We start from the raw sequence: 23,304 nt of genomic DNA on the forward strand, positions 1-23,304 counted from the left end.
GCGCCGCCCCGGCTCGGGGCGCAGCCCGCGAGCGCAGCGGTTTCCGATCAGATGAACGACAAGTCCAAAAGCAAGGTCCAAGAGGACAAGGGCCCCGATTTCTCCAAGAGCCTCTATCTGCCGCAGACGGATTTCCCGATGCGCGCCGGCCTGCCGCAGCGCGAGCCGGAAATCCTCGCCCGCTGGGAGCAGATCGGCCTCTACGCCAAGCTGCGCGAGACCGCGAAAGGCCGGCCGAAATTCGTGCTGCACGACGGCCCGCCCTACGCCAATGGCAATATCCACATCGGCCATGCGCTGAACAAGATCCTCAAGGATCTCGTCACTCGCAGCCGCCAGATGGCCGGCAAGGACAGCAATTACGTTCCTGGCTGGGACTGCCACGGCCTGCCGATCGAATGGAAGATCGAGGAGGAGAATTACCGCTCCAAGGGCAAGAAGAAGCCCGATTTCGCCGATCCGGCCGCCATCGTCGCCTTCCGCCAGGAGTGCCGCGCCTATGCGGGGCATTGGCTGTCGGTGCAGCGCGAGGAGTTCAAGCGGCTCGGCGTCACCGGCGATTGGGCCAATCCCTACGCCACGATGAATTTCCCGGCCGAGGCGCATATCGCCCGCGAGCTGATGAAATTCGCCGCGAATGGGTTGCTGTACCGCGGCTCCAAGCCGGTGATGTGGAGCGTCGTCGAGAAGACCGCGCTCGCCGAGGCCGAGGTGGAGTATGAGGACCATGTCAGCGACACGGTGCATGTCGCCTTTCCGGTGAAGGACGGGCCGGGCGCGGTCGTCATCTGGACGACGACTCCCTGGACGCTGCCCGGCAATCGCGCGATCTCTTTCTCGCACAAGATCGCCTATGGCCTCTATCGCGTGACCGCGGCTCCTGAGAATAATTGGGCGAAGGTCGGCGCGACCTACGTGCTCGCCGACAAGCTCGCGGAAGATGTGTTCAAATCCGCCAAGGTGGAAGCTTTCGAGCGTTTGCGCGACGTTCCGGCGCAAGAGCTTTCGAGCGTTGTGGCGTCGCATCCGCTTGCGCATTTGGGATATGATTTCAAAGTGCCTCTGCTCGATGGCGACCACGTCACCGACGACACCGGAACGGGCTTCGTCCATACCGCGCCCGGACATGGCCGCGAGGACTTCGACATATGGATGGCGAGCGGGCGCATGCTCGCCGAGCGCGGCATCGACACGCGCATCCCCTATACGGTCGACGCCGACGGCTTCTACACCGACGAGGCGCCCGGCTTTCCCGGCAAGCGCGTGCTTACCGAGAAGGGCGACAAGGGCGACGCCAATGACGCGGTGATCCAGGCGCTTGTCGCGGCGGGCAATCTCGTCGCGCGCGGGCGGCTGAAGCATCAATATCCGCATTCGTGGCGGTCGAAGAAGCCGGTCATCTTCCGCAACACGCCGCAATGGTTCATCGCGCTCGACAAGACATTCTCTCATTCGAACCCTCACCCCGAGGAGGCGCGAAGCGCCGTCTCGAAGGGCGAGGGGTCGCACAGCGGCCCATCCTTCGAGACGCCGGCTCCTCAGGATGAGGGGTCGGGGTCGACACGAGATGAGCGGGCTGGCGGAAACGCGCCGACGTTGCGCGATATCGCGCTCGATGAAATCTCGCGCACGCAATGGGTGCCCGCGGCGGGCGAGAATCGCATCCGCGGCATGATCGCCAATCGTCCCGATTGGGTGGTCTCGCGCCAGCGCGCCTGGGGCGTGCCCATCGCCGTCTTCGTGAAGAAGGGCGGCCACGAGATTCTCGTCGACGAGCGCGTCAATGCGCGCATCGTGGACGCCTTCGAGAAGGAGGGCGCCGACGCCTGGTACGAGGAGGGCGCGGCGAAGCGTTTCCTCGCGCCCGACCACGACCCCGCCGATTACGAGAAGATCGACGATGTTCTCGACGTGTGGTTCGACTCGGGCTCGACGCATTCCTTCACGCTGGAGGACCCGGTGCATTTCCCCGGCCTCGCGGGAATCAAACGCAAGCGCGATGGCGGCGCCGACGAGGTGCTCTATCTCGAGGGCTCGGATCAGCATCGCGGCTGGTTCCATTCCTCGCTGCTGGAATCCTGCGGCACGCGCGGCCGCGCGCCCTATGACATCGTGCTGACGCATGGCTTCACGCTCGACGAGCACGGCCATAAAATGTCGAAGTCGAAGGGCAATGTCGTCGCGCCGCAGAAGGTCATCGCCGACGCCGGCGCCGACATATTGCGCCTGTGGGTGGCGAGCGTCGATTACAGCGACGATACGCGCATCGGGCCGGAAATCCTCAAGAGCGTCACCGATAATTACCGCAAGCTGCGCAACACTATCCGCTGGATGCTGGGCACGCTCGCGCATTATCGCGCCGAGGAGCGCGTCGCCTACGCCGATCTGCCGGAGCTCGAGCGGCTCGTGCTGCATCGTCTGTCGGAGCTCGGCGAGGAGGTCGGCGCGGCTTACGCCGAGTTCGATTACAAGAAGGTCGTCGCGCTGCTGACGCCTTTCCTGACCAGCGACCTCTCGGCCTTCTACTTCGATATTCGCAAGGACGCGCTCTATTGCGATCCGCCGTCGAGCACAAAGCGCAAGGCGGCGCTGACCGTGGTGGAGGAAGTGTTCCGCGCGGTGACCACTTGGCTCGCGCCCATCCTCGCCTTCACGGCGGAGGAGGCGTGGCTCTCGCGCTACGCCGAGGCCGTCTCCGTGCATCTCGAGCGTTTCGCCGAGCCGCCCGCCGCCTGGCGCGATGCGGCGCTCGCCGAGAAATGGGAGACGCTGCGGGCGATCCGCTCGGTCGTGACCGGCGCGCTGGAGATCGAGCGCGCGCAAAAGCGCATCGGCTCCTCGCTGGAGGCGGCGCCGCTCGTCCATGTGACCGACGCCGGTCTTCGCGCGGCGCTCACGGGCGTGGACTTCGCCGAAATCTGCATCGTCTCGGACATAGAGGTGCGGGTGGACGAGGGCCCGGCGGAGGCCTTCCGCCTCGCCGAGGTCGCCGGCGTGGCGGTGGTTCCGCGGCGGGCTTCGGGCGTCAAATGCGCGCGCTCGTGGAAATATTTCGATCCTGCCGCGGCGCAGGCCGACTTCCCCGGCGTCACCCCCCGCGACGCGCAGGCGTTGCGCGAGCTGACGGCGGCGGGCAAATGGCCGGCGTAAGGGTTTCTTCGTCCCTGGTCGCTAGCCTCGATCTTCGTGCTCGCTCCTTCTCCCACGCGTGGGAGAAGGCGTCGCGCGAATGCGCGACGGATGAGGGTCCGCGCCGTCGCGCATGATCCGCCGGTTTCGAGGAGCCGCTGCGGCCCTCATCCGACCCGGCTTCGCCGGGCCGCCTTCTCCCGGAACGGGAGAAGGGATCGCGCACAGAGATCGCGCCAGGGAGGCGACGTCAATTGAAGGTTCTCGCCGCCTTTCTCGCCAACACGGTCGCGAATTTTCTCATCGGCCTGCTCGTCGCCAAATTTCTGGGCCCCGAGGAATATGGCCGCTTCGCGCTCGCCTTCGCGATCGGCGTCGTCATTCAGACCGGGGCCTTCGATTGGATGCGCCTCTCGGCGACGCGCTTTTATTCGACGCGCGTGCGGGAGGCGGAGCCGGCCATACGCTCGACGCTCGATTTCGCCTATCTCGCGACGCTGGCGGCGCTCATCCTCTGCGGCGGGTTGTTTCTCTTCGTGGCGCCGCCTTTCGCGCTCGGCGACACGCTCATCGCTCTGGCGCTGGCCACGGCGGCGATCAACGGCCTCTTCGACTATTCCACCGCGCTGCTGCGCGCGCGCTTCGAGGACAAGAGCTACAGCCGCGTCGTGCTCGCCAAGAATATTCTCGCCCTCGCTCTCACCGGCGGCGGCGCCTTCCTCTTCCATTCGGCGGGAATGGCGATCGCCGGCAGCCTCGCCAGCCTGCTCGGCGCCGTCTTCACCGCGCGCGTCTCGCTGAAGGACCCCGGCGCCTCGCCGCGCGGCGCGCGCATGGCGACGGCGCGCACGCTCGTCGCCTATAGCGCGCCGATCGTCGCGGCGAACATGCTCTATCAATCGGTGCCGCTGGCGGCGCGCGGGCTCGTCACCGCCTATTACGGCTTCGCCGAGACGGGACAGTTCTCGCTCGCCTATGATCTCGGCATTCGCGCCATTTATGCGCTGGGCTCGGCGCTGGACGTGCTGCTGTTCCAGATCGCCGTCGCCGCCCATGAGCGGCATGGGGCGCAGAAGGGCAAGGAGCAGATCGCCCGCAATATGACGATCGTCGCCGCCTTCCTCATGCCCGCCTGCGCCGGAATCTGGCTCACCATGCCCTCGATAGAGGAGCTCATCGTGCCGGCGCAATTCCGCGGGCCCTTCGGCCATTATCTCGATCTTCTGCTGCCGGGCCTGTTCGCCATGGGGCTCATCCAATTCGCCGTCAATCCGGTGTTCCAGCTCGAGAAGAAGACAGCGCCGCTCATCGGCGCCGCCTTGGTGGCCGTGGTCGCGGGCCTCTGCCTGGCTCTGGCGCTGCCGCGCGGGGCGGACGCCTCGAGCCTGGCGCTGGCCCAATGCGGGGCCTATGTCGCGGCGCTGGCGGCGCTCGTGCTGTTCGCCGCGCGCACCGCGCCGCAATGGCCGAGCGGGCGCGACATGCTCGGCGCGCTGGCGGCGACCGGCGCGATGGTCCTGGCGCTGCGTCCGCTCGCGGGCCTCGCGCCGGGAATTCTCACCCTGCTCCTGCAAGTCGGTGTCGGCGGGGCGGTCTATTGCGCGGCGGTCCTCGTCTTCGACATCGCCGGGCTGCGCGGCCTCGCCCGCTCCTTGGCGGGCCCCATATTGGCCAGAGCTCGGGCCGCGCTATAAATCCCTGCCGCGAGGCCGGGCCAGGAATGCGGAACGTTTCGGCGAGACGGGCGGCGGCGGGGGGAGTTTTCACGATGGTGCTGCCGCTTCACGACGACGCGCCGCTCCGATATGTGCGGCGGCCCTATGTCAATTGGGCGCTGATGGCGATCAATATCGCGGTCTTCGTCGCCGTGTTCAGCGAATCCTTCGGCGATCCGCTCACCGTGGTGCGCGGCTTCGGCCTCATCCCGGCGGTGCTGTTCGGCCGCGCCGAGCTCGCCCCCTGGATCGTCACGCCGGGCCCCGGCTGGACGCTGCTGACGAGCCTGTTCTTTCATTCCGGGCTCGGTCATCTCGCGGGCAATATGATCTTCCTCTATGTCTTCGGCGACAATGTCGAGGACGCCATGGGGTCGCTGCGCTATCTGCTGTTCTATCTGCTCTGCGGCGTCTCGGCGGCGCTGCTGTTCGCGGTCGGCGCGCCTTTCACCCTCACCCCTCTGGTGGGCGCCTCGGGCGCGATCTCGGGCGTCTGCGCGGCCTTCATCCTGCTCTATCCGCGCTCGACGATCTTCGGCCTCGTCGCCGGGATCATCCCCATCCATGCGCCGGCCTCGCTCTTCGTCGGCACATGGATTCTCTTTCAGCTGTTCAACGCCTTGACCGACGACCAGGGCCAGGTCGGCTGGTGGGCCCATATCGGCGGCATTCTGGCGGGCCTCGCGCTGACGCCTTTGTTCAAGCGGCGCGACGTGCGCTGGTTCGGCCCACGGCCCTTCGACGGGCCATGGCGGTGAGGCGTCGGTGAGGCGGGGACGTTCCGCATGATGACGCAGCCGACCGTGATCGTTCTGACCGCGACAGTCGATCCCGGCGATTATGCGGCCGATATCGCGCGGCGCGATCTCGAGGTCCGCAAGGCCGACTATCGAAACGCCCTGCAATTCTACCTCGGCCTCGAAGACTCGCGCATCTGCGGCGTCGTGTTCTGCGAGAATTCGGGCGCCGATCTCTCGTTCCTGCGTGCGGAGACGCTTCGGCGCTACGCGGAGCGGCCGCTCGAGCTCATCGGCTTTTGCGGCAATCGCCGGCCGAGCGGCCTGCATTACGGCTACTCGGAGCTCGGCGTCATCGATCACGCCTGCAGACACAGCCGCCTGCTCGGGAGCGGCGACCGCTTTTTCAAGGCGACCGGCCGGCTGACCTTCGAGCGGATTTCCGCGCTGATGGATCGATTGCCCGATGATTGCCGCTTCGGCGCCGATTTCCGGCGCGCCTATTCCAAAGAGGGCGGGGCGCCGATGCGGGCGCGCACCGAATTGATGTTCTTTCACAAGGCGTTCTATTTGGAGTATTTTTTCGAGCGGCGCGACCGGATGATCGACAGCCCCGTTCTCTTCGAGGAATTCGTTCCGCAGGTGATCTTGCCGATTCGCGGACGGGCGGAAACGGGCGCGCTGGCGCTGCGATGGCCGATCGAATGCGGGGCGACGGGCTACGCCGCCCGGGACAATTCCGACTATAATTCCGGCGCCATTCGCGCCAAGCGCCGCATTCGCGCCTTTGCGCGCCGGGCCGCCCCCTGGCTCTGGATCTGACCCCCGGAGGAGGCGGAGCCGGCGCCGTCGAGCGTCCCGCGCGTTTTTTCGCGCGATCATTCGGCGAGAACCGTGTGCGCGTTTGACAGGGCGGCGAGCCGACGTTACCAGAACGGCTTCCGAGCATTCCGCGCAGGCCTCGCGCCGCGCGGCGCTAATTCGTTCTCGACGCGGCGCTCGAAAAAGCCGATCGGGGCCATTCGGCCACAGGGCGCGATTTTTCGAAACAATCGAGACGAAGGTCAATCTCGCCGGGAGTTGCGCGATGAAGGTTCTCGTGCCCGTCAAACGGGTGGTCGACTATAACGTCAAGATCAGGGTCAAGCCGGACGGTTCGGGCGTCGACGTCGCCAATGTGAAATTTTCGATGAATCCTTTCGACGAGATCGCCGTCGAGGAGGCCATTCGCCTGAGAGAAGCCGGCAAGGCGACGGAGGTCGTGCTCGTCACCATCGGCCCGGCCAAGGCGGACGAGACGCTGCGCTCCGGCATGGCGATCGGCGCCGACCGCGGCATTCACGTCAAGACCGATGATCTGGTCGAGCCGCTGGCGGTGGCCAAGATTCTCGCCAAGATCGTCGCCGAGGAGGCGCCCGGCCTCGTCATTCTCGGCAAGCAGGCGATCGACGACGACAGCAATCAGACCGGCCAGATGCTCGCCGCCCTGCTCGGCTGGGGCCAGGGCGCCTTCGCCTCCAAGGTGGAGATCGGCGACGGCTCGGTGGATGTCACCCGCGAGGTCGACGGCGGATTGCAGACCGTGACGCTGACGCTGCCGGCCGTGGTGACGACCGATCTGCGCCTCAACGAGCCGCGCTACGCCAGCCTGCCGAATATCATCAAGGCGAAGAAGAAAGAGGTCGCGGCCAAGACCCCGGCCGATTACGGCGTCGACATCACGCCGCGCCTCGAAGTGCTGAAGACGGCCGAGCCGCCGGCGCGCAAAGCCGGCATAAAGGTCGGCTCGGTGCCCGAATTGCTCGAGAAGCTCAAGACTGCGGGAGTTCTGTAAATGACGGCGCTCATCGTCGCGGAAGTCACAGAGTCCGCGCTCGCCCCCTCCACCGCCAAGGCGCTGACGGCGGCGCTGCAGCTCGGCGGCCCGGTGCATATTCTCGTCGCCGGCCAGACGGTCGGCCCGGCGGCCGAGACCGCCGCCAAGCTCTCCGGCGTCGAGAAAGTGCTCGTCGCCGATGACGCGCTCTATGGCCATCATCTGGCGGAGCCGCTGGCGGCGCTGATCGTCGGCCTCGCCGGCGGCTATGACGCCATTCTCGCGCCTTCGACCTCGAATTCGAAGAATGTGCTGCCGCGCGTCGCCGCTCTGCTCGATGTGGCGCAGGTCTCGGACGTCATCAAGGTCATCTCCGCCGACACGTTCGAGCGGCCGATCTACGCCGGCAACGCCATCCAGACGGTGCGCTCGAAGGACGCCAAAAAGGTCCTCACCGTGCGCACCGCCTCCTTCACCGCGACGGGCGAGGGCGGCTCGGCGGCGATCGAGGCGATCGGCGCCGGCTCCGATCCGGCCGTGTCGCGCTTCACGAGCGAGGCGCTGGCCAAATCCGAGCGGCCGGAGCTGACGGCGGCCAAGATCATCGTCTCGGGCGGCCGCGGTCTCGCCAGCGCGGAGAATTTCAAGGAGTATATCGAGCCGGTGGCGACCCGCCTCGGCGCGGCGATCGGCGCCTCGCGCGCGGCGGTGGACGCCGGCTATGCGGCCAATGATCTACAGGTCGGCCAGACCGGCAAGGTGGTGGCGCCGGACCTCTATGTCGCCGTCGGCATCTCCGGCGCGATCCAGCATCTGGCGGGCATGAAGGACTCCAAGGTGATCGTGGCGATCAACAAGGACGAGGAGGCGCCGATCTTCCAGGTCGCCGACTTCGGCCTCGTGGCGGATCTCTTCCCGACCCTGAAGGAGCTCGACGCGGAACTGGCCAAGGCCGGCCGCTGAGGCCGCGTCGGCGCTCGGGAGGGGGTGAGTCCCAGGTCTCGGGGGCGCCCCATCCCGGCCGGCTTCGCTGGCCGGCCCTCCCTCGGAAAGGGGCGGGTGGAAATCGCGTTTTCGCTGCGGTGCAAACGCCGGTTTTCACAAAGGCCGAACGCGCGCTATACTGAATTGGAAGCGTTCCGCTTCGAGACGCAGGCTCGTTCTTGCTGGTGGTGTTCGAAAGATGGGCTCTGAAATTCGCAGGATCGGCATCGTCGGCGCCGGACAGATGGGCAAGGGCATCGCTCAGGTCTGCGCGATCGCGGGTTTCGATGTGGCGCTCAACGACCTGTCGGAGCAGCGCATCGTCGCCGGAATAGAGGACATTGCGGCGCATCTCGGCAAGGCCGTGGAGCGCGGCCAATTCGACGAGCAGGCCCGCGTGGCCGCCGTCGCGCGCATCCGGCCCGCCAAGGATTACGCCGCATTCGCGGATAGCGACCTCGTCATCGAGGCCGCCACCGAGAATGAGGAGATCAAGCGCAACATCCTCTCGGACCTCGGCCCCAAGCTGCGCCCCGGCGCCTTCATCGGCACCAACACCTCCTCCATCTCGATCACCCGCCTCGCCGCGGTGACGGGGCGGCCGGAGCAGTTCATCGGCATTCATTTCATGAATCCGGTGCCCAAGATGCAGCTCGTCGAGGTGATTCGCGGCATCGCCACCGATGACAAGACCTTCGACGCGACCAAGCAGTTCATCGGCGACCTCGGCAAGACGGTGACGGTGTCGGAGGATTTTCCGGCCTTCATCGTCAATCGCATCCTGCTGCCGATGATCAACGAGGCGATCTACACGCTCTATGAGGGCGTCGGCTCGGTGGAGGCGATCGACACCGCCATGCGGCTCGGCGCCAATCATCCGATGGGGCCGTTGCAGCTCGCCGATTTCATCGGTCTGGACGTCTGCCTCTCGGTGATGCAGGTGCTGCACGAGGGGCTGGCCGATTCGAAATATCGGCCCTGTCCGCTGCTGGTGAAATATGTCGAGGCCGGCTGGCTCGGCCGCAAGACGCAGCGCGGCTTCTACGATTATCGCAGCGGCACGCCCGTCCCCACGCGCTGAGGCGCGGGCGGGCTTCCTTTCCTTGTCAGAATCCGAGTTCACTGTGTGAGCCGATGCGCACCAATTCTAGCCTTTCAGCATCGGGCTTGCGGTAAATGAGCAAAAGGTCGGGGCGAAGGTGGCAATCCCTGTGATCCTTCCATTCCCGCCGCCGCCGTGCTGGCGACCATCGGCCTGACTGTGTCCGATGCGTTCCGGCTCATGATGGTTCGGATCGCTACGGATTTCCGGTCAGGCCTGTGGCCTGCCGGGAATGACGACGCCCTTGCTTGCCGGGTCGGGAGAAGCCGGCGCCGTCCGCCTTCGGCGCGGCGCCGCAATCGCCCGCACGGCCAGTAGCGCCGCTGTGGCGGCGGCGTAGAGCAGAGGCTCCGCCGGCCAGGATTTCACGATCAGCAGAAAATGCGCCGCCGCCAACACGGCCGCCACATAGACGAGCTTGTGCAGCCGCGCCCAGGCCTTGCCCCCGAGCCGACGGATGGCGGCGTTGGTGGAGGTCGCGGCCAGCGGGACGAGAATGATGAAAGCCGCCATGCCGATCGTCACATAGGGCCGCTTCAAAATGTCGCGGAGGATAGCCGGCCAGTCGAAGCCATGGTCCAGCGCGACATAGGCGGCGAGATGCAGCGCCGCATAATAGAAGGCGAGCAGCCCCAGCGCGCGGCGATAGCGGAGCAGATCGACGCCCGCTGCGCGGCGCAGCGGCGAGATCATGAGGCAGAGCAGCAGAAAGCGCAGCGACCATAGACCGAGCGCCTGCTCCAGCGCCTTGATCGGCTCCGGCCCCAGCCGATCGACGAGGCCGAGATAAAAGGTCCACACCGCGGGGACGAAGCCCGCGACATAGACGGCGAGCTTGGGAACGCGCCAGCGACGCGCGGGGGCGGAGGCGGCGCGCATCAAAAATATCGCTCGAGGTCCATGCCGCCATAGAGCGAGGCGACCTGATCCGCATAGCCGTTGAACATCAGCGTCGGCCGCCGCTTGGCGAAGAGGCCGCCCTCGCCGATGCGGCGCTCCGTGGCCTGGCTCCAGCGCGGATGGTCGACGGTCGGATTGACGTTGGAATAGAAGCCGTATTCGCGCGGGTTTTGAATGTTCCAGGAGGTCTTGGGCTGCTTTTCGACCAGCGAGATGCGCACGATCGATTTGACGCCCTTGAAGCCATATTTCCACGGAACCACGAGCCGCAGCGGCGCGCCATTCTGATTGGGCAGCGTCTCGCCATAGAGGCCGACGGCGAGAATTGTGAGCGGATGCAGCGCCTCGTCGAGCCGCAGCCCCTCGACATAGGGCCAGGGCAAAAGTTGCAGCAGGCCCTTCTGGCCGGGCATTTCCTCCGGCCGCACCAGAGTCTCGAAGGCGACATATTTGGCCGAGCTCGAAGGTTCGGCGCGCTTCAAAATCTCGGCGAGCGGCACGCCGATCCAGGGAATGACCATGGACCAGCCCTCGACGCAGCGCATGCGATAGACGCGCTCCTCCAGCGCGAGCGGCTTGATCAGGTCTTCGAGACGATAATCGGCGGGCTTGGCGACGAGACCGTCGATCCGCACCGTCCAGGGCGCGGTGGTCAGCGTGTGGGCGTTGTCGGCCGGGTCGCTCTTGCGGCCGCCGAACTCGTAGAAATTATTATAGGCGAGCACATCCGCCCGCGGCGTCTTCGGCTCGTCGGTCGAGAAGCGGCTCGCGGCGGAAGAGAGCGGCTTCGCCTGCGCGGCGCCCGCGGCCAGCGTCGCGCCGAGCAAGGCGAGAAACTCGCGCCGCCGCAGATAGGCCGCGTGCGGCGTGATCTCGGACGAGGCGATATCGGGCGAGTGACGGATCAGCATGGTTCGCGCCTTTGGCAAAAAAGAAAGAGCGGCCGGCCCGGCGCTCTCCGCACGGACCGGCCGCTCTCATTTCGCTCGCCGGCGCGAGAGCGTTACGCCGCTCTCGGCTTCGACGTCAGAGCGAGGCCATGGGCGCCGCCTCGAGATGCGCGATTCCGGCGCGAACCGCGGACTGCACCTTCTCGAAGGCGCGAACCTCGATCTGCCGCACGCGCTCGCGGGAGACGCCGAACTCCTCGGACAGATCCTCGAGCGTGACGGGATCGTCGGAGAGGCGGCGCGCCTCGAAGATGCGGCGCTCGCGCGGATTGAGAACGGTCAGCGCGCCGCGCAGCGCGTCGAGCCGATTGTTGCTCTCCTCCTGACGCATGAGCACATGCTCCTGGTCGACGGACGCATCGTCGACCAGCCAGTCCTGCCACTCGCCCTCGCCCTCCTCGCGCAAAGGCGCGTTCAGCGAGGCGTCGCCGGCCATGCGGCGATTCATATCGATGACGTCCTGCTTGGAGACGCCGAGGCGCGTGGCGATCGTCTGGACATGCTCGGGCGTGAGATCGCCCTCCTCGAAGGCCGAGATGCGGCTCTTGGCCTTGCGGAGATTGAAGAACAATTTCTTCTGGCTCGCGGTGGTGCCCATTTTCACGAGCGACCAGGAGCGCAGTATGTATTCCTGGATCGAGGCGCGGATCCACCACATGGCGTAGGTGGCCAGCCGAAAGCCGCGGTCGGGCTCGAAGCGCTTGACGGCCTGCATCAGGCCGACATTGCCCTCGGACACGATCTCGCCGATCGGCAGGCCGTAGCCGCGATAGCCCATGGCGATCTTGGCGACGAGCCGAAGGTGGGAGGTCACGAGCTTCTGCGCGGCTTTCGGGTCTTCGTGCTCGCGCCAGCGCTTTGCGAGCATATATTCTTCCTGCGGCTCCAGCATGGGGAACCGGCGGATCTCGGCGAGGTAGCGCGCGAGGCCGCTTTCACCGGAGACGATGGGCAGGGCGTTCGCCATTTTCACCTCCTGACGAGCCCCCGAATACGGCGAGCCCGTAATGCGCGACCGCAAGCGCCGGCCGCAACGTCCCAATATAGACCGATCCGAGCATGGCCGAAAGATGGCTCTTGGCTAAGCGCCAAATGGCGGCCGGGTTAAATTTCTGTAATGTGCGTAGGGGCTTCGGCAATTCGTGCTCGCTCAACTAGGGCGGCGCGAGCGTTCGTCACGCGCATCGCTCGCGCCAGATCAGACCGTTGCGACGATCTTGCCGATCTGCGCGTTCGACTCGAGATAGCGATGCGCTTCGACGATTTGCGCGAGCGGAAAGCTGCGCGCGATGATCGGCCGCAGCCGCCCGGACGTCAGTCCATCGAGCACGAAGCGTACGCCGCGCTCGCGCTTTTGCGGATCGCGCGTCACAGAGAACAGCGTGTAGCCGCGCAGCGTGAGCTGCTTGCGAATGGCGGCGAACAGGGGAAACGGCGTTGGCGCGCTCGACAGCGCGCCGTAGAGGAAGATGGTTCCGCCGATCGCGGTCGCTTTCGCGAGCGCCTCGACGCCGGGCCCGCCGATCGGATCGAAGACGAGGCGCGCGCCTGCGCCTTTCGTGATGCGCAATGTCTCGGCGACGAGATCGTCGTTCTCCGTCGCCACGACATGGCGCGCGCCGGCGTTTTCCAAGGCCGCGCATTTGGCGCGCGTGCGGGTGACGGCGATCGCCGTCGCGCCGGCCGCGTTGACGATCTGAATGGCGGCGAGGCCGACGCTGCTCGACGCCGCGGTGACGATGACCGTATCGCCGGGCGCGACGCCGCCGATCTCGACCAGCGCGCCATAGGCGGTGAGATATTGCATCCAGATCGCCGCCGCCTCGCTCCAGGAGAGTGAGCTCGGATGCTCGACCACGGCATGGGCGGGGACGATGGCGGCGTCGCCATAGACGCCATATTCGGTCATCGAGAAGGCTGGCATCGTGCTCACCGCTTGCCCGATCGCAAATCCCGTCACCCCTTCGCCGATCGCCTCGATCTCGCCGGACGCCTCATAGCCGAGACCCGACGGTAGGCTCGGCGTCTCGATATAGGCGCCGGAGCGGAACATCGCCTCGGCGCGATTGAGGCCGATCGCCCGGACGCGCAGGCGAATCTCGCCGGCTTTCGGGGCGCCGAGCGCCATTTCGTCGATCTGCAGAACATCCGGGCCGCCGAGACGATGAAAACGAACGATGCGCGACATTTGCGGTCTCCTCACTGATAATATCGGTCGATCCTAACGAGGCGCGATCGGCGCGAAAATTCGGCGAGCGCTCACAATATTTGTGCGATAATTCACCGATGGATTGGGAGGACCTGCGCTTTTTTCTGGTTCTGTCGCGCTGCGGTTCGCTGTCGGCGGCGGCGCGCGCGCTCGACGTCGATCATGCGACGGTCGGCCGGCGCATCGCGGCTCTGGAGGCGTCGCTGGGGCTGCGGCTGATCGACCGCCTGCCGCGCAGCCGACCGCTCACCGAGGACGGCGCCGCCATCGCCGCGGCGGCGGAGCGCATGGAGGCGCTCGCCGAGGAGGTGCTGCGGCGCTCCCGTGGAGCCTCGCTGACTTTGTCCGGGGCCGTGCGCGTCAGCCTGCCGCCGGTTCTGGCGACGCTCTGCGTCGCGCCGCGGATCGAGACGCTGCGCCGGCTGCATCCGCAATTGAAGCTCGTGCTGCTGGCCTCCGCTTCCTTCGCGGCGCTCGATCGCGGCGAAGCCGATATCGCGATCCGCATGAGCCGGCCCGAGGAGCCGGACGCCGTCGCGCGGCGGGTCGGCGCCATGCGCTTTCGTCTATACGCCAGCCGCGATTTGGCGGCGCGGCCGGCGGAGGAATGGGCGTTCGTCGGCTTCGACGAATCGCTCGGACATCTGGCGCAGCAGCTGTGGCTGCGCAAAATCGCCGGCGGACGCAAAATCGTCTTCGAGGCCAATGATCTCTTCGCCCAGCAGGCGGCCGCTCGCGCCGGGGCGGGCGCGGCGGCGCTCCCGACCTTCATGGGCGACGAGGACGATGCGCTGGTGAGCCTGCCGATCGAGCCGGAGCCGCCGAAACGGGACCTCTGGCTGATCGCCTATCCGGATCTGCGCCGCTCGCCCGCGGTGCGCGCCGTCATGGATTTTCTGGCCGATTGCATCCACGCCGAGCCGCGGCTGCGGCCTTGAATCGTCAGCCGCGCCAGAAGTCCGCGGCTCCGGGGGGAAGCGTCGCCAGAAGGCGATCGAATGCCGCTTCGTCGAGGCAGGCGCGTAGGGCGCAGGCGACATCAGCGATGGCGCTGTCAGGCGAGAAATTATGGTCCCGCCGTAGCGACCTGACCTCCTCGAGCATAGCCGCGCGGGACGAAAAGGCGCGCCGCTCCTCCTGCGTGTCCCAATCGGCGACGTATATCGCCCGCAACACGGCTGGAAGCACGCCGGCGAAGCGGATCGCGTCGCGAATCTCGAGTCGGCGGCGGAATGTCAGCAGGACACTCTGCGCCGTCGTATAGGCTTGGTTGCGCGTCGTAAGGCCCGAGCGCTCGACGACGAGTCGTAAGAAGCGTTCGAACTCTTCCGACGCGTGTTGATAGTCCATCGGAATGGGCATGGCCGTCTCCGCGTCGGCTCAGCCTGTCCCGAGCGCTTCCCGCAGCGCCGCGAGGTCGGCCGGCAATGCGCTCTCGAACAGCAATTCCTCGCGCGTCACCGGATGCGTGAAGCCGAGCGTCGCGGCGTGCAGCGCCTGGCGTCCCAGGGACTCGACAGCGGTGCGGGCCACGGGCGAGAGCAGAGCCGTCTTGGTCTTGAAGCCGGCGCCATAGGTCGCGTCGCCGATCAGCGGATGGCCGATATGCGCCATATGCACGCGAATCTGATGCGTGCGGCCGGTCTCCAGCCGGCAGGCGACGAGCGACGCCGGGCCGAGAGGCGCGACCATCTCCCAATGCGTCACCGCCTCGCGGCCGCGCTCCGGCGGCACGACGGCCATTTTCTCGCGCTGGGTCGAGTGGCGGCCGATGGGCGCCGCGATCACGCCATGGCCGCGCGATGGAGCGCCCCAGACGAAGGCGAGATATTCGCGCACCAGATGCAGCTTGCGGCCGTGATCCTCGAAGAGGCGCGAGAGCCCCTTGTGCGCGGCGTCGGTCTTGGCGACGACGAGAAGCCCCGATGTGTCCTTGTCGATGCGATGCACGATGCCGGGCTTCTTGACGCCGCCTATGCCGGAGAGGCTCGCGCCGCAATGGGCGATGAGCGCATTCACCAGCGTTCCCGTCTCATGGCCATGGGCGGGATGGACCACGAGGCCGGCCGGCTTGTCGACGACGAGCAGATGCGCATCCTCGAACACCACATTCAGCGGAATATTTTCGGCCTGCGGCTCGGCTGGCTCGGGCGGCGGCACGGCGAGCGCAAGGGCGTCGCCCGTCGCGAGGCGGCGGCTGGCGTCGCGAACGGCGGCGGCGCCGATGGCGAGCCGTCCATCCTCGATCAGCGCCTTGAGCCGCGTGCGGGAGAGATGCGCGGCGACGAGCTCCGGCCGCTCGGCGAGGAAACGGTCCAGCCGCGAGCCCGCCGCCTCGGGCGGAACCTCGAAGGAGAACAGCATGTCCTCGTCGTCGTCGATCAGCTCGCTCGCGTCGATCGGCTCTCTTTCGTCGATCTCCGGGGCCGGGGCGCGCTCGCGCATAAATTTCCTTCTCATGCTGTCGGCGTGCTAACCAGCGCGCCTGTCCTCGATCCGCATCGGAGCCGCGCCATCACGCCTGCCCCTCGCTCGCCGAGCTGCGCCATCGTCGGCGGCGGGCCGGCCGGCCTCTTCGCCGCCGACCTGCTCTCGCGCCAGGGCGTGAGCGTGACGGTCTATGAGCGCAAGCCGAGCGTCGCCCGCAAATTTCTGATGGCCGGGCGGGGCGGCCTCAATATCACGCATAGCGAGCCCTTAGATAGATTTATCGCCCGCTATGGCGAAGCCGCGGACCGGCTCGCGCCGATCATCGGCGCTTTTCCGCCGGAGCGGCTGCGCGACTATTGCGCCGCGCTCGGCGAGACGACATTCGTCGGCTCCAGCGGCCGCGTCTTTCCCGCGCGCTTCAAGACCTCGCCGCTGCTGCGCGCGCTGCTCGCGCGTCTCGCCGCCAATGGGGTCCGCATCGAGACGCGCTCTCGGCTCGAGGGGGTTTCGGACAGCGGCGAATTGCTGATCGCGGATGCGCGCGGCGAGCGGCGCGTCATCGCCGCGGACGCCATTATTCTGGCGCTCGGCGGCGCCTCCTGGCCGCGGCTCGGCGCCGATGGCGGCTGGGTCGATCTTCTCGCGGCGAAGGGAGTCGGGATCGCGCCGCTCGCGCCCGCCAATTGCGCGGCGATCGTCGAATGGCCGGATGGTTTCGCGCAAGCCTTCGAAGGCGCGCCGCTGAAGACGATCGCCTTGCGCCATGGCGACGAGCGCGCCTGCGGCGATCTCGTCGTCACGCGCGACGGGCTCGAAGGCGGCCCCGTCTATGCGCTCTCCTCCGGCCTCGGGCGCGCCGTCGCGCGCGCTGGCGCCGCCACACTGCATATCGATCTGCGGCCGAGCAGCCCGGTCGAGGCGCTGGCGCAAAAGCTCGCGCGCCCGCGGGCGAAACAATCGCTCGCGACCTTTCTGCGCAAGACGCTCCGGCTGTCGAAACTGGAGATCGCGCTGCTGCGCCTCTCCGCGCCTCTGCCCGACGGCCCCGACGCGCTCGCCGCGCGCGTGAAAAATCTGCCGCTCGCCATCGCCGCGACGGCGGGGCTCGAGCGCGCGATTTCCAGCGCCGGCGGCGTGCGTTTCGACGCGCTCGACGACGATCTGATGCTGACGGCGCTGCCGGGCGTCTTCCTCGCCGGCGAGATGCTGGATTTCGACGCGCCGACCGGCGGCTATCTGCTGCAGGCGGCTTTTTCCAGCGGCTTTGTGGCGGCGCGCGGCGTGGCGCGGCGCCTCGGCCTCGGGGACTGTCGCGCCTGAGCGGCAACAACGACCTCTCGAATTCCTCTAGCGCAGCACATTGGTCCTTATGGACCGACCGTCCGGGCGAAATTCACCCAATCGATAAAAGCCGCAATTAAACACATTGCGTCTATAGGAATTATAATCTTTAATAGGAGAATAATGTTTCGCACGAGGGGGGCATTCCATGACGGCTGCGGCTGCAGAGGCGCTCATAGGCGCGCAGGAACCGATCACGACGACGGGGACGTTCCGCAACACACAATCTCTCCTGCTGCCCGAGGGCGGCCGCCCGAATTATCCGGTGCGCCTCGCCGCCGTGCTCGCCTATGCGCTGCTGCTCACCGCCGCGGTGAATTTCTCCCTGCCGCATACGGAGCCGATCGTCGAGGAGCCTCTGGAGCTCGTCGTCGTTCCCAATCCGGCGATCGACCAGCCGCCGCCGGAGGAAATTCCGCAGCCCGAGGAGCTCGACGACACGCCGCCGCCGCCCGAGGCGATCGAGCCTGTCGCGCCGATCGAGCCGCCGAAGCCGCCGGCCCCCAAGCCGGTCCCCAAGGTCGTGGAGAAGAAGCCGCCGACGCCGCGCCCCGCCGCCGCAACGCGCAGCGACGCCGCTCCGACGCAGGGCGCCGCCGCCAACGCCAATGCGCAGCAATCCATCGCCGCCAATCAATTCCTATCCTGCATGCAGCGTGCGGCGCGGAGCGCGGCGCCCGACTCGCCCATCCCCAAGCACGGCCGCGTCGCCTATCGCGCGACCTTCGGCGCCAGCGGCGGGATGACCGGCTTCAGCATCGTGTCCTCCTCCGGCAATCCCACGCTCGACGCCATAGCGACGCGCGTCGGCTCGCGCTGCGGATCGCTGCCGGCGATCGGACGCGTCTTCGCCATCAGCGGCGGCGTCGTCTTCTAGCTTCGCCACCTCCTGTCTCTCTCGCCGACAAAGGACGAAAATCAAGATGAGTGATCCAGCAATCGGCGCGGCTTCGGCCGCGGTCGCCCACGCCCTTTCACCGGTCGAGCTGTTCGTGCAGGCGGATTCGATCGTCAAGACCGTCATCATCCTGCTGCTGCTCGCTTCGGCCTGGGGTTGGGGCGTGATCGCCGAGAAGCTCATTCGCCTGTCGCTGCTGCAACGGCGCGCCGCCGCGCTGATCGAGAGCGTCCAGAACGAGCTTCCGGTGACGGAAGTGGCGCCCGCCTTCCTCGCGGCGCCGGCCAGCGATCCGCTGGCGCAGGTCTACAAGGCCGCGGTGGAGGAATATCGGCGCTCCTCCGATCTCGTCGCCTCCGAGGGACAGCGCGACGCTTTGCAGGAGCGCATCCATCGCGTCTCCGTGCTGGCCAGCGCCGCGGCTCTCGATCAGCTTCAGCTGCGTCTGCCGGCGCTCGCCACCATCGGCGCCGTCGCGCCCTTCGTCGGCCTGTTCGGCACGGTCTGGGGCATTATGAATTCCTTCCAGGGCATCGCCGCCTCCAACAACACCAGCCTCGCCGTGGTCGCGCCCGGCATCGCCGAGGCGCTGTTCGCGACGGCGCTCGGCCTCGTGGCGGCTATTCCGGCCGTTATCTTCTACAACCGCATCAGCGGCGACATCGGCGCCTATGGCAAGCGTCTGACCGCCTTCATCGGCGTCTTCGAGGTCGAGCTGTCCCGTCATCTGTCGCGCAAGGGAGAGCGTCATGGCCTTCGCGTTGCGTAAGCACGATTCGGAATTCGATTCTCAGCCGATCGCCGACATCAATGTCACGCCGCTCGTCGATGTGATGCTCGTCCTGCTCATCGTCTTCATGGTCGCCGCGCCGCTGATGACCTCCGGCATTCCGGTCGATCTGCCCAAGGCGCAGGCCAAGCAGCTCAACGATCAGAAGCCGCCGATCGTCGTCAGCGTCGACGCCAGCGGCGGGTTCTTCGTCGACAAGCGCGAGGTTCCGGCGGACGGATTGCTCGCCGCGCTGAGCGACGGCAGCGACAACAACAAGGATCGCCGCATCCATGTGCGCGCCGACAAGGCGGTGCCCTATGGGCGCGTCGTCGAGGCCATGGGCGCGATCAATTCGGCCGGCTACTCCAAGGTGGCGCTGGTGTCCGAGGCGCCGACCGGCGGAGCGAAAACCGCCGCGGCGCCGTGAGCGGCGCGGCTCCCCGATCCTGAACTTTTCTACGCTTCCCCGACTTTTCCCGACCTTCGACTTTCCCGACCTTCGACTTTTCCCGACTCGACTTGGCCCGACTACGGGTCGTCGGCGCAACGCCTCCCCCGGCGCGCCGGCGACCCGGTTTTTCGTTGCGGGCGAGATGCGAGCCTTTCAGAACGCCGTGCGGCGCTCGAGCGCCGCGGCGAGCGTGCCTTCGTCGAGATAGTCGAGCTCGCCGCCGACAGGCACGCCATGGGCGAGGCGCGTCGTCTTGACGCCGAGCGGCGCCAGCAGATCGGCGAGATAATGCGCGGTCGTCTGGCCGTCGACAGTGGCGTTCACCGCGATGATCGCCTCATGCACGCCGCCGTCGGAAATGCGCTGCGCCAGGCTCGCGATGTTCAGCTCGTTCGGCCCGACGCCGTCGAGCGGCGACAGCACGCCGCCGAGCACATGATAGCGCGCCGCCAGCAGGCCGGCGCGCTCCAGCGCCCAGAGATCGGCCACCGTCTCGACGATGACGAGAATGCCCGGATCGCGCCGCGTGTCGCGACAGATCGCGCAAGGATCGCTGGTGTCGATATTGCCACAGGTCTTGCAGGTGAGAATGCGCTCATGGGCGACGCGCATGGCCTCGCCCAGCGGGCCCAGCAATTCCTCGCGCTTGCGGATGAGATGCAGCACGGCGCGCCGCGCCGAGCGCGGCCCGAGCCCGGGCAGCCGCGCCAGCAATTGCACGAGGCGCTCGATCTCGGGTCCGGCGATGCGTTCGGCCACGATGCCTCGCTCGAGCCGATCAGAACGGCAGCTTCATCCCCGGCGGCAATTGCAGCCCGCCGGTCACCGCCTTCATCTTTTCGGCGAGGGTCTCCTCCGCCTTGGCGCGCGCCTGCGCATGGGCGGTGACGATCAGATCCTCGACGATGTCGCTCTCCTCCGGCTTCAACAGGCTCGGATCGATGGAGACGCGCTGCAGCGCGCCCTTGGCGGTCATCGTCACTTTCACGAGCCCGCCGCCCGCCTCGCCCTCGACCAGAAGCTGGTCGAGCTCGGATTGCAGCTCGGTCATCTTCGATTGCATGGCTTGCGCCTGCTTCATCAGTCCCATGAAGTCGAGCATGTCCTGAACTCCTCGCGCGGCGACGCTTCAGACGTCGTCCGGCTCCTCGTCGTCATAAGCCAATTCGGCGCCGGCCGTCGCGACCTGCTCCGTCTCCTTGCCGCGCACGGCGACGATCTCCGCGCCCGGGAAACGCGCCATTATGCTGGCGACGAGCGGATCGGCCTCGATCCCGGAGCGCTTCTCGCTCGCGCGGGCCTCGGCCTCCTCGCGCAGCGTCGGCGCGCCGCCGGAGGCGAGCGCCACCAGCCAGCGCGTCCCGGTCCAGTCCTGCAGCTTCTGCATCAGGAGCTGCGGAAGCCGCGTCGAGCCGCCCTGCGCCAGCTCGAACTCGATGCGCCCTTGCTCGAAGCGCACGAGGCGCACCTCCGCTTCGAGCGCAATCTTCAATTGTATGTCGCGCTTCTCTCCGGCCAGGGCCACGAGGGCGCGGAAATCGGCGATTTTCACGCCCGGCGGCGCCGGGGAGGGGTCCGGCTCGCGGCGCGGGGCGGTTGCGGCGCGCGGCGCGCTGGCGGGTGGCGCGGGCCGGGAGGAGACCGACGCCAGGGCGATCGGGGCCCGCTCGGCGGGCGCCGCCGCCGGAGCCGGGCCCGGCGCGGGACGGGGGGCGCCGCCGCCCTGGCCGAAGCCGAGACGCCGCAGCGCCTCCTCCGGCGAGGGCATGTCGGCGGCGTGGGTCAGGCGCACCAGCACCATATCGGCGCTGGCGAGCGGCCGCGGCGAGCCGCGCAGCTCATCGACGCCCTTCATCAGAATTTGCCAGGCGCGGGTCAGCACGGAGATGGTCAGCGTCTCCGCCGCCGCGGCGCCGCGGCGGCGCTCCTCCTCGGTCAGCGCCGTGGATTGGCCGGCGTCCGGCGCGAGCTTCAGCCGCGTGACGAGATGGGTGAATTCGGCCAGCTCCAGCAGCACCTGCGCCGGATCGGCGCCGCCATCGTACTGATCCTGGAGCAGGGCGAGCGCCGTGGCGATCTCGCCCTTCATCGCCGCCTCGAAGAGATCGATGACGCGCGATTTATCGGCGACGCCGAGCATCAGCCGCAGATCCTGCGCGGCGATCGCGCCGCCGCCGGAAGCGCCATGGGCGATGGCCTGATCGAGCAGCGAGAGCGCGTCGCGCGCCGAGCCTTCCGCCGCGCGGGCGACCATGGCCAGCGCCTCGTCCTCGATCGTCACGGCCTCGAGATCGCAGATCTTGCGCAAATGCGCGGCGAGCAGGCCGGCGTCGATGCGGCGCAGATCGAAACGCTGGCAGCGCGAGCGCACAGTGACCGGAACCTTGTCGATCTCCGTCGTCGCGAAGATGAATTTCACATGCTCAGGCGGCTCTTCCAGCGTCTTCAGCAGGCCGTTGAAGGCGGCCTTGGAGAGCATGTGCACTTCGTCGATGATGTAGACTTTGACGCGCGCCATCACCGGGCGATAACGGGCGTTCTCGATGATCTCGCGAATGTCGTCGATGCCGGTGTGCGAGGCGGCGTCCATCTCCAGCACGTCCGGATGGCGCGAATCGATGATCGCCTGACAATGCGCGCCGAGCGCGTCCATATGGATCGTCGGGCGATCCACGGCGGGGCGGCCGTCCTGCGCGGGAAGCTCGTAATTGAAGGCGCGGGCGAGGATGCGCGCGGTCGTCGTCTTGCCGACGCCGCGCACGCCGGTCAGCAGATAGGCCTGATGGATGCGGTTCAGCGCGAAGGCGTTCTCGAGCGTGCGCACCATCGGCTCCTGGCCGATGAGGTCGGCGAAGCCGGAGGGGCGATATTTGCGCGCCAGCACGCGATAGGCGGCTTGCCCGTCGCGCTTGCCCTGCGGCTCGGCGGCAAACAGGGCGTCGGATGGCGCAGAATGCTCGTCGTCCATCTCGTCGCCCGAAGACAGCTTTCGCCCGAAAGAGCGCGCCGGGGCGGCGGCGCGAAAAGTGGGAGGCTGGACGAAGACCCGCCCGGAACTCGTTAGGGCTGCTTCCTTCCGGACCTGACCCGGTTGGCGAGTGGAGCGTCCACCGCCAACCTCCCGCGCCCTATGTGGCAAAACTCGCGAGCGGACGCAAGGGCGAGATCGCAGGGACAGGGCGCTGCGCGGAGACCGGCGAAGGCCGAGGCGCTGGGAATATCCATTAACCAAAATCTCGACGCGCGACTCCTTCTCCCCTCGCGGGAGAAGGTGGCCCTCGCGTCAGCGAGGGTCGGATGAGGGGGCGCCGCGCTGCAAAAAATCTATCCCGAGAACCGCAGCAGCCCTCATCCGACCCCGCTTCGCGGGGCCACCTTCTCCCGCAAGGGGAGAAGGGGCGCAGCGCCCTGTTTTCCGCCTAATTCTGCTTGTCCACGTCCCGCGCCTTGGCGGCCAATTTCTCGGTCTGCTCGCCGATGTCCGCGACGATCTTGCTGGTCGCCTCGGTCGCCGCCTTGGTCGCCTGCTCGCTGGCCGTCTGGGCCGAGACGAAAGCCTCCTTGGCGAGATTGGAGCACAGCTCGCCGACGCGCGAGGCGCGGGTGAAGAAATCGCCATAGACGTTGCGGTAGAATTCCGACTGCAATTGCACGACGTCGTCGATCTTCTGCACGCGCAGCAGCTTCTCGAAATAGGCGCGGCCATTGTCGAGCGACGCCTTGGAATAATCGGTCGCCTCCGCCGCGATCGCGCGCAGGCTCTTGGCCGTCGAGCTGCTCGCCGTGTTGAAGGCGTCGAGCTGATGCTTTCCGAGATCGCGAAACTCGTCGAAATTCAGATTGGCCATCGGACATCCTCCCGTCGGTCGT

General features: G+C 67.3%; 22 protein-coding genes, 1 other RNA gene and 1 pseudogene. 12 read left to right on the forward strand and 12 right to left on the reverse strand.

Translation table 11 applies throughout. The annotated features are described in order from the left end of the window. Positions 1–51: 51 nt before the first annotated feature. From ileS to VIF40_RS18745, 7 genes are all read left to right on the forward strand, one after another. Entirely contained in the window at positions 52–3,150 is a 3,099-nt protein-coding gene (gene ileS / locus VIF40_RS18715) for an isoleucine--tRNA ligase (protein ID WP_331939069.1), read from the forward strand. Between the two features lie 233 nt (positions 3,151–3,383). Then, positions 3,384–4,823, forward strand: coding sequence for a lipopolysaccharide biosynthesis protein (locus VIF40_RS18720; protein WP_331939031.1), 1,440 nt, complete (start codon positions 3,384–3,386; stop codon positions 4,821–4,823). A gap of 74 nt (positions 4,824–4,897) precedes the next feature. Continuing rightward, positions 4,898–5,602 (forward strand): rhomboid family intramembrane serine protease, encoded by a 705-nt coding sequence (locus tag VIF40_RS18725; RefSeq protein WP_331939032.1) that lies wholly within the window; start codon positions 4,898–4,900, stop codon positions 5,600–5,602. Positions 5,603–5,629: 27 nt separating this feature from the next. Beyond that, positions 5,630–6,403 (forward strand): hypothetical protein, encoded by a 774-nt coding sequence (locus VIF40_RS18730; protein ID WP_331939033.1) that lies wholly within the window; start codon positions 5,630–5,632, stop codon positions 6,401–6,403. A 265-nt stretch (positions 6,404–6,668) separates the two neighbouring features. Next, the gene (locus VIF40_RS18735; RefSeq protein ID WP_331939034.1) at positions 6,669–7,415 is read left to right on the forward strand and encodes an electron transfer flavoprotein subunit beta/FixA family protein; all 747 of its coding nucleotides are present in this window, start codon (positions 6,669–6,671) and stop codon (positions 7,413–7,415) included. Continuing rightward, positions 7,416–8,360, forward strand: a complete 945-nt coding sequence (locus tag VIF40_RS18740; protein WP_331939035.1) for an electron transfer flavoprotein subunit alpha/FixB family protein — start codon at positions 7,416–7,418, stop codon at positions 8,358–8,360. A gap of 220 nt (positions 8,361–8,580) precedes the next feature. Beyond that, the gene (locus VIF40_RS18745) at positions 8,581–9,462 is read left to right on the forward strand and encodes a 3-hydroxybutyryl-CoA dehydrogenase (protein ID WP_331939036.1); all 882 of its coding nucleotides are present in this window, start codon (positions 8,581–8,583) and stop codon (positions 9,460–9,462) included. Positions 9,463–9,487: 25 nt separating this feature from the next. On the opposite strand, the pseudogene VIF40_RS18750 reads toward VIF40_RS18745, so the two are convergent. From VIF40_RS18750 to VIF40_RS18770, 5 genes and pseudogenes are all read right to left on the reverse strand, one after another. Then, a pseudogene (locus tag VIF40_RS18750) lies at positions 9,488–9,616 on the reverse strand (type II toxin-antitoxin system mRNA interferase toxin, RelE/StbE family); the annotation flags it as partial. Between the two features lie 77 nt (positions 9,617–9,693). Beyond that, positions 9,694–10,362 carry a protein-methionine-sulfoxide reductase heme-binding subunit MsrQ gene (gene msrQ / locus VIF40_RS18755; protein ID WP_331939037.1) on the reverse strand — a complete coding sequence of 223 codons (669 nt, stop codon included), beginning with the start codon at positions 10,360–10,362 and terminating at the stop codon, positions 9,694–9,696. Beyond that, positions 10,362–11,294 (reverse strand): protein-methionine-sulfoxide reductase catalytic subunit MsrP, encoded by a 933-nt coding sequence (gene msrP / locus VIF40_RS18760; protein WP_331939038.1) that lies wholly within the window; start codon positions 11,292–11,294, stop codon positions 10,362–10,364. The genes msrQ and msrP overlap by 1 nt, the downstream gene beginning before the upstream one ends. Positions 11,295–11,409: 115 nt before the next feature. Beyond that, positions 11,410–12,300 (reverse strand): RNA polymerase sigma factor RpoH, encoded by an 891-nt coding sequence (gene rpoH, locus VIF40_RS18765; protein WP_331939039.1) that lies wholly within the window; start codon positions 12,298–12,300, stop codon positions 11,410–11,412. 231 nt (positions 12,301–12,531) lie between these two features. Then, positions 12,532–13,521: a zinc-dependent alcohol dehydrogenase family protein gene (locus VIF40_RS18770; protein ID WP_331939040.1), complete on the reverse strand. Its 990-nt coding sequence runs from the start codon at positions 13,519–13,521 to the stop codon at positions 12,532–12,534. A 98-nt stretch (positions 13,522–13,619) separates the two neighbouring features. Between VIF40_RS18770 and VIF40_RS18775 the strand changes: the two genes are divergently transcribed. Beyond that, entirely contained in the window at positions 13,620–14,480 is an 861-nt protein-coding gene (locus VIF40_RS18775; protein WP_331939041.1) for a LysR family transcriptional regulator, read from the forward strand. A 4-nt stretch (positions 14,481–14,484) separates the two neighbouring features. Here VIF40_RS18775 and VIF40_RS18780 read toward each other — a convergent pair whose 3' ends face one another. Further along, positions 14,485–14,904, reverse strand: a complete 420-nt coding sequence (locus VIF40_RS18780; protein ID WP_331939042.1) for a DUF2267 domain-containing protein — start codon at positions 14,902–14,904, stop codon at positions 14,485–14,487. Between the two features lie 18 nt (positions 14,905–14,922). Next, complete coding sequence (locus VIF40_RS18785) at positions 14,923–15,906, reverse strand: RluA family pseudouridine synthase (protein WP_331939070.1); 984 nt, start codon at positions 15,904–15,906, stop codon at positions 14,923–14,925. 105 nt (positions 15,907–16,011) lie between these two features. Between VIF40_RS18785 and VIF40_RS18790 the strand changes: the two genes are divergently transcribed. The 4 genes from VIF40_RS18790 (at position 16,012) to tolR (ending at position 19,410) form a co-directional block, all read left to right on the forward strand. After that, complete coding sequence (locus VIF40_RS18790) at positions 16,012–17,292, forward strand: TIGR03862 family flavoprotein (RefSeq protein WP_331939043.1); 1,281 nt, start codon at positions 16,012–16,014, stop codon at positions 17,290–17,292. Between the two features lie 169 nt (positions 17,293–17,461). Then, the gene (locus VIF40_RS18795) at positions 17,462–18,190 is read left to right on the forward strand and encodes an energy transducer TonB (RefSeq protein ID WP_331939044.1); all 729 of its coding nucleotides are present in this window, start codon (positions 17,462–17,464) and stop codon (positions 18,188–18,190) included. A gap of 46 nt (positions 18,191–18,236) precedes the next feature. Then, positions 18,237–18,980, forward strand: coding sequence for a MotA/TolQ/ExbB proton channel family protein (locus VIF40_RS18800; protein WP_331939045.1), 744 nt, complete (start codon positions 18,237–18,239; stop codon positions 18,978–18,980). Next, a complete protein-coding gene (gene tolR / locus VIF40_RS18805) occupies positions 18,961–19,410 on the forward strand; it encodes a protein TolR (protein ID WP_331939046.1) in 450 nt (149 codons plus the stop codon). Before VIF40_RS18800 ends, tolR begins: the two co-directional genes overlap by 20 nt. A 177-nt stretch (positions 19,411–19,587) precedes the next feature. Here tolR and recR read toward each other — a convergent pair whose 3' ends face one another. The 5 genes from recR to VIF40_RS18830 all read right to left on the reverse strand — a co-directional run bounded on the left by recR (position 19,588) and on the right by VIF40_RS18830 (position 23,282). Beyond that, positions 19,588–20,193, reverse strand: coding sequence for a recombination mediator RecR (gene recR / locus VIF40_RS18810; RefSeq protein ID WP_331939047.1), 606 nt, complete (start codon positions 20,191–20,193; stop codon positions 19,588–19,590). A gap of 19 nt (positions 20,194–20,212) precedes the next feature. Continuing rightward, positions 20,213–20,536 (reverse strand): YbaB/EbfC family nucleoid-associated protein, encoded by a 324-nt coding sequence (locus VIF40_RS18815; protein WP_331939048.1) that lies wholly within the window; start codon positions 20,534–20,536, stop codon positions 20,213–20,215. A 27-nt stretch (positions 20,537–20,563) separates the two neighbouring features. Continuing rightward, complete coding sequence (locus VIF40_RS18820; protein WP_331939049.1) at positions 20,564–22,402, reverse strand: DNA polymerase III subunit gamma/tau; 1,839 nt, start codon at positions 22,400–22,402, stop codon at positions 20,564–20,566. Positions 22,403–22,459: 57 nt separating this feature from the next. After that, an RNA gene (gene ffs / locus VIF40_RS18825) (signal recognition particle sRNA small type) lies at positions 22,460–22,557 on the reverse strand. Positions 22,558–22,853: 296 nt separating this feature from the next. After that, positions 22,854–23,282 (reverse strand): phasin family protein, encoded by a 429-nt coding sequence (locus VIF40_RS18830; protein WP_331939050.1) that lies wholly within the window; start codon positions 23,280–23,282, stop codon positions 22,854–22,856. Between the last annotated feature and the right edge of the window lie 22 nt (positions 23,283–23,304).

The organism is Methylosinus sp. (genome assembly GCF_036560965.1).
Lineage (GTDB): Bacteria > Pseudomonadota > Alphaproteobacteria > Rhizobiales > Beijerinckiaceae > Methylosinus.

Bases quoted from the DNA above. Each gene is read 5' to 3' on its own strand.
- ileS (WP_331939069.1), top strand. From the start codon at position 52: ATGAACGACAAGTCCAAAAGCAAGGTCCAAGAGGACAAGGGCCCCGAT.
- VIF40_RS18725 (WP_331939032.1), top strand. From the start codon at position 4,898: ATGGTGCTGCCGCTTCACGACGACGCGCCGCTCCGATATGTGCGGCGG.
- VIF40_RS18730 (WP_331939033.1), top strand. From the start codon at position 5,630: ATGATGACGCAGCCGACCGTGATCGTTCTGACCGCGACAGTCGATCCC.
- VIF40_RS18735 (WP_331939034.1), top strand. From the start codon at position 6,669: ATGAAGGTTCTCGTGCCCGTCAAACGGGTGGTCGACTATAACGTCAAG.
- VIF40_RS18740 (WP_331939035.1), top strand. From the start codon at position 7,416: ATGACGGCGCTCATCGTCGCGGAAGTCACAGAGTCCGCGCTCGCCCCC.
- VIF40_RS18745 (WP_331939036.1), top strand. From the start codon at position 8,581: ATGGGCTCTGAAATTCGCAGGATCGGCATCGTCGGCGCCGGACAGATG.
- msrQ (WP_331939037.1), bottom strand. From the start codon at position 10,362: ATGCGCGCCGCCTCCGCCCCCGCGCGTCGCTGGCGCGTTCCCAAGCTC.
- msrP (WP_331939038.1), bottom strand. From the start codon at position 11,294: ATGCTGATCCGTCACTCGCCCGATATCGCCTCGTCCGAGATCACGCCG.
- rpoH (WP_331939039.1), bottom strand. From the start codon at position 12,300: ATGGCGAACGCCCTGCCCATCGTCTCCGGTGAAAGCGGCCTCGCGCGC.
- VIF40_RS18770 (WP_331939040.1), bottom strand. From the start codon at position 13,521: ATGTCGCGCATCGTTCGTTTTCATCGTCTCGGCGGCCCGGATGTTCTG.
- VIF40_RS18775 (WP_331939041.1), top strand. From the start codon at position 13,620: ATGGATTGGGAGGACCTGCGCTTTTTTCTGGTTCTGTCGCGCTGCGGT.
- VIF40_RS18780 (WP_331939042.1), bottom strand. From the start codon at position 14,904: ATGCCCATTCCGATGGACTATCAACACGCGTCGGAAGAGTTCGAACGC.
- VIF40_RS18785 (WP_331939070.1), bottom strand. From the start codon at position 15,906: ATGCTGTTCTCCTTCGAGGTTCCGCCCGAGGCGGCGGGCTCGCGGCTG.
- VIF40_RS18795 (WP_331939044.1), top strand. From the start codon at position 17,462: ATGACGGCTGCGGCTGCAGAGGCGCTCATAGGCGCGCAGGAACCGATC.
- VIF40_RS18800 (WP_331939045.1), top strand. From the start codon at position 18,237: ATGAGTGATCCAGCAATCGGCGCGGCTTCGGCCGCGGTCGCCCACGCC.
- tolR (WP_331939046.1), top strand. From the start codon at position 18,961: ATGGCCTTCGCGTTGCGTAAGCACGATTCGGAATTCGATTCTCAGCCG.
- VIF40_RS18815 (WP_331939048.1), bottom strand. From the start codon at position 20,536: ATGCTCGACTTCATGGGACTGATGAAGCAGGCGCAAGCCATGCAATCG.
- VIF40_RS18820 (WP_331939049.1), bottom strand. From the start codon at position 22,402: ATGGACGACGAGCATTCTGCGCCATCCGACGCCCTGTTTGCCGCCGAG.
- VIF40_RS18830 (WP_331939050.1), bottom strand. From the start codon at position 23,282: ATGGCCAATCTGAATTTCGACGAGTTTCGCGATCTCGGAAAGCATCAG.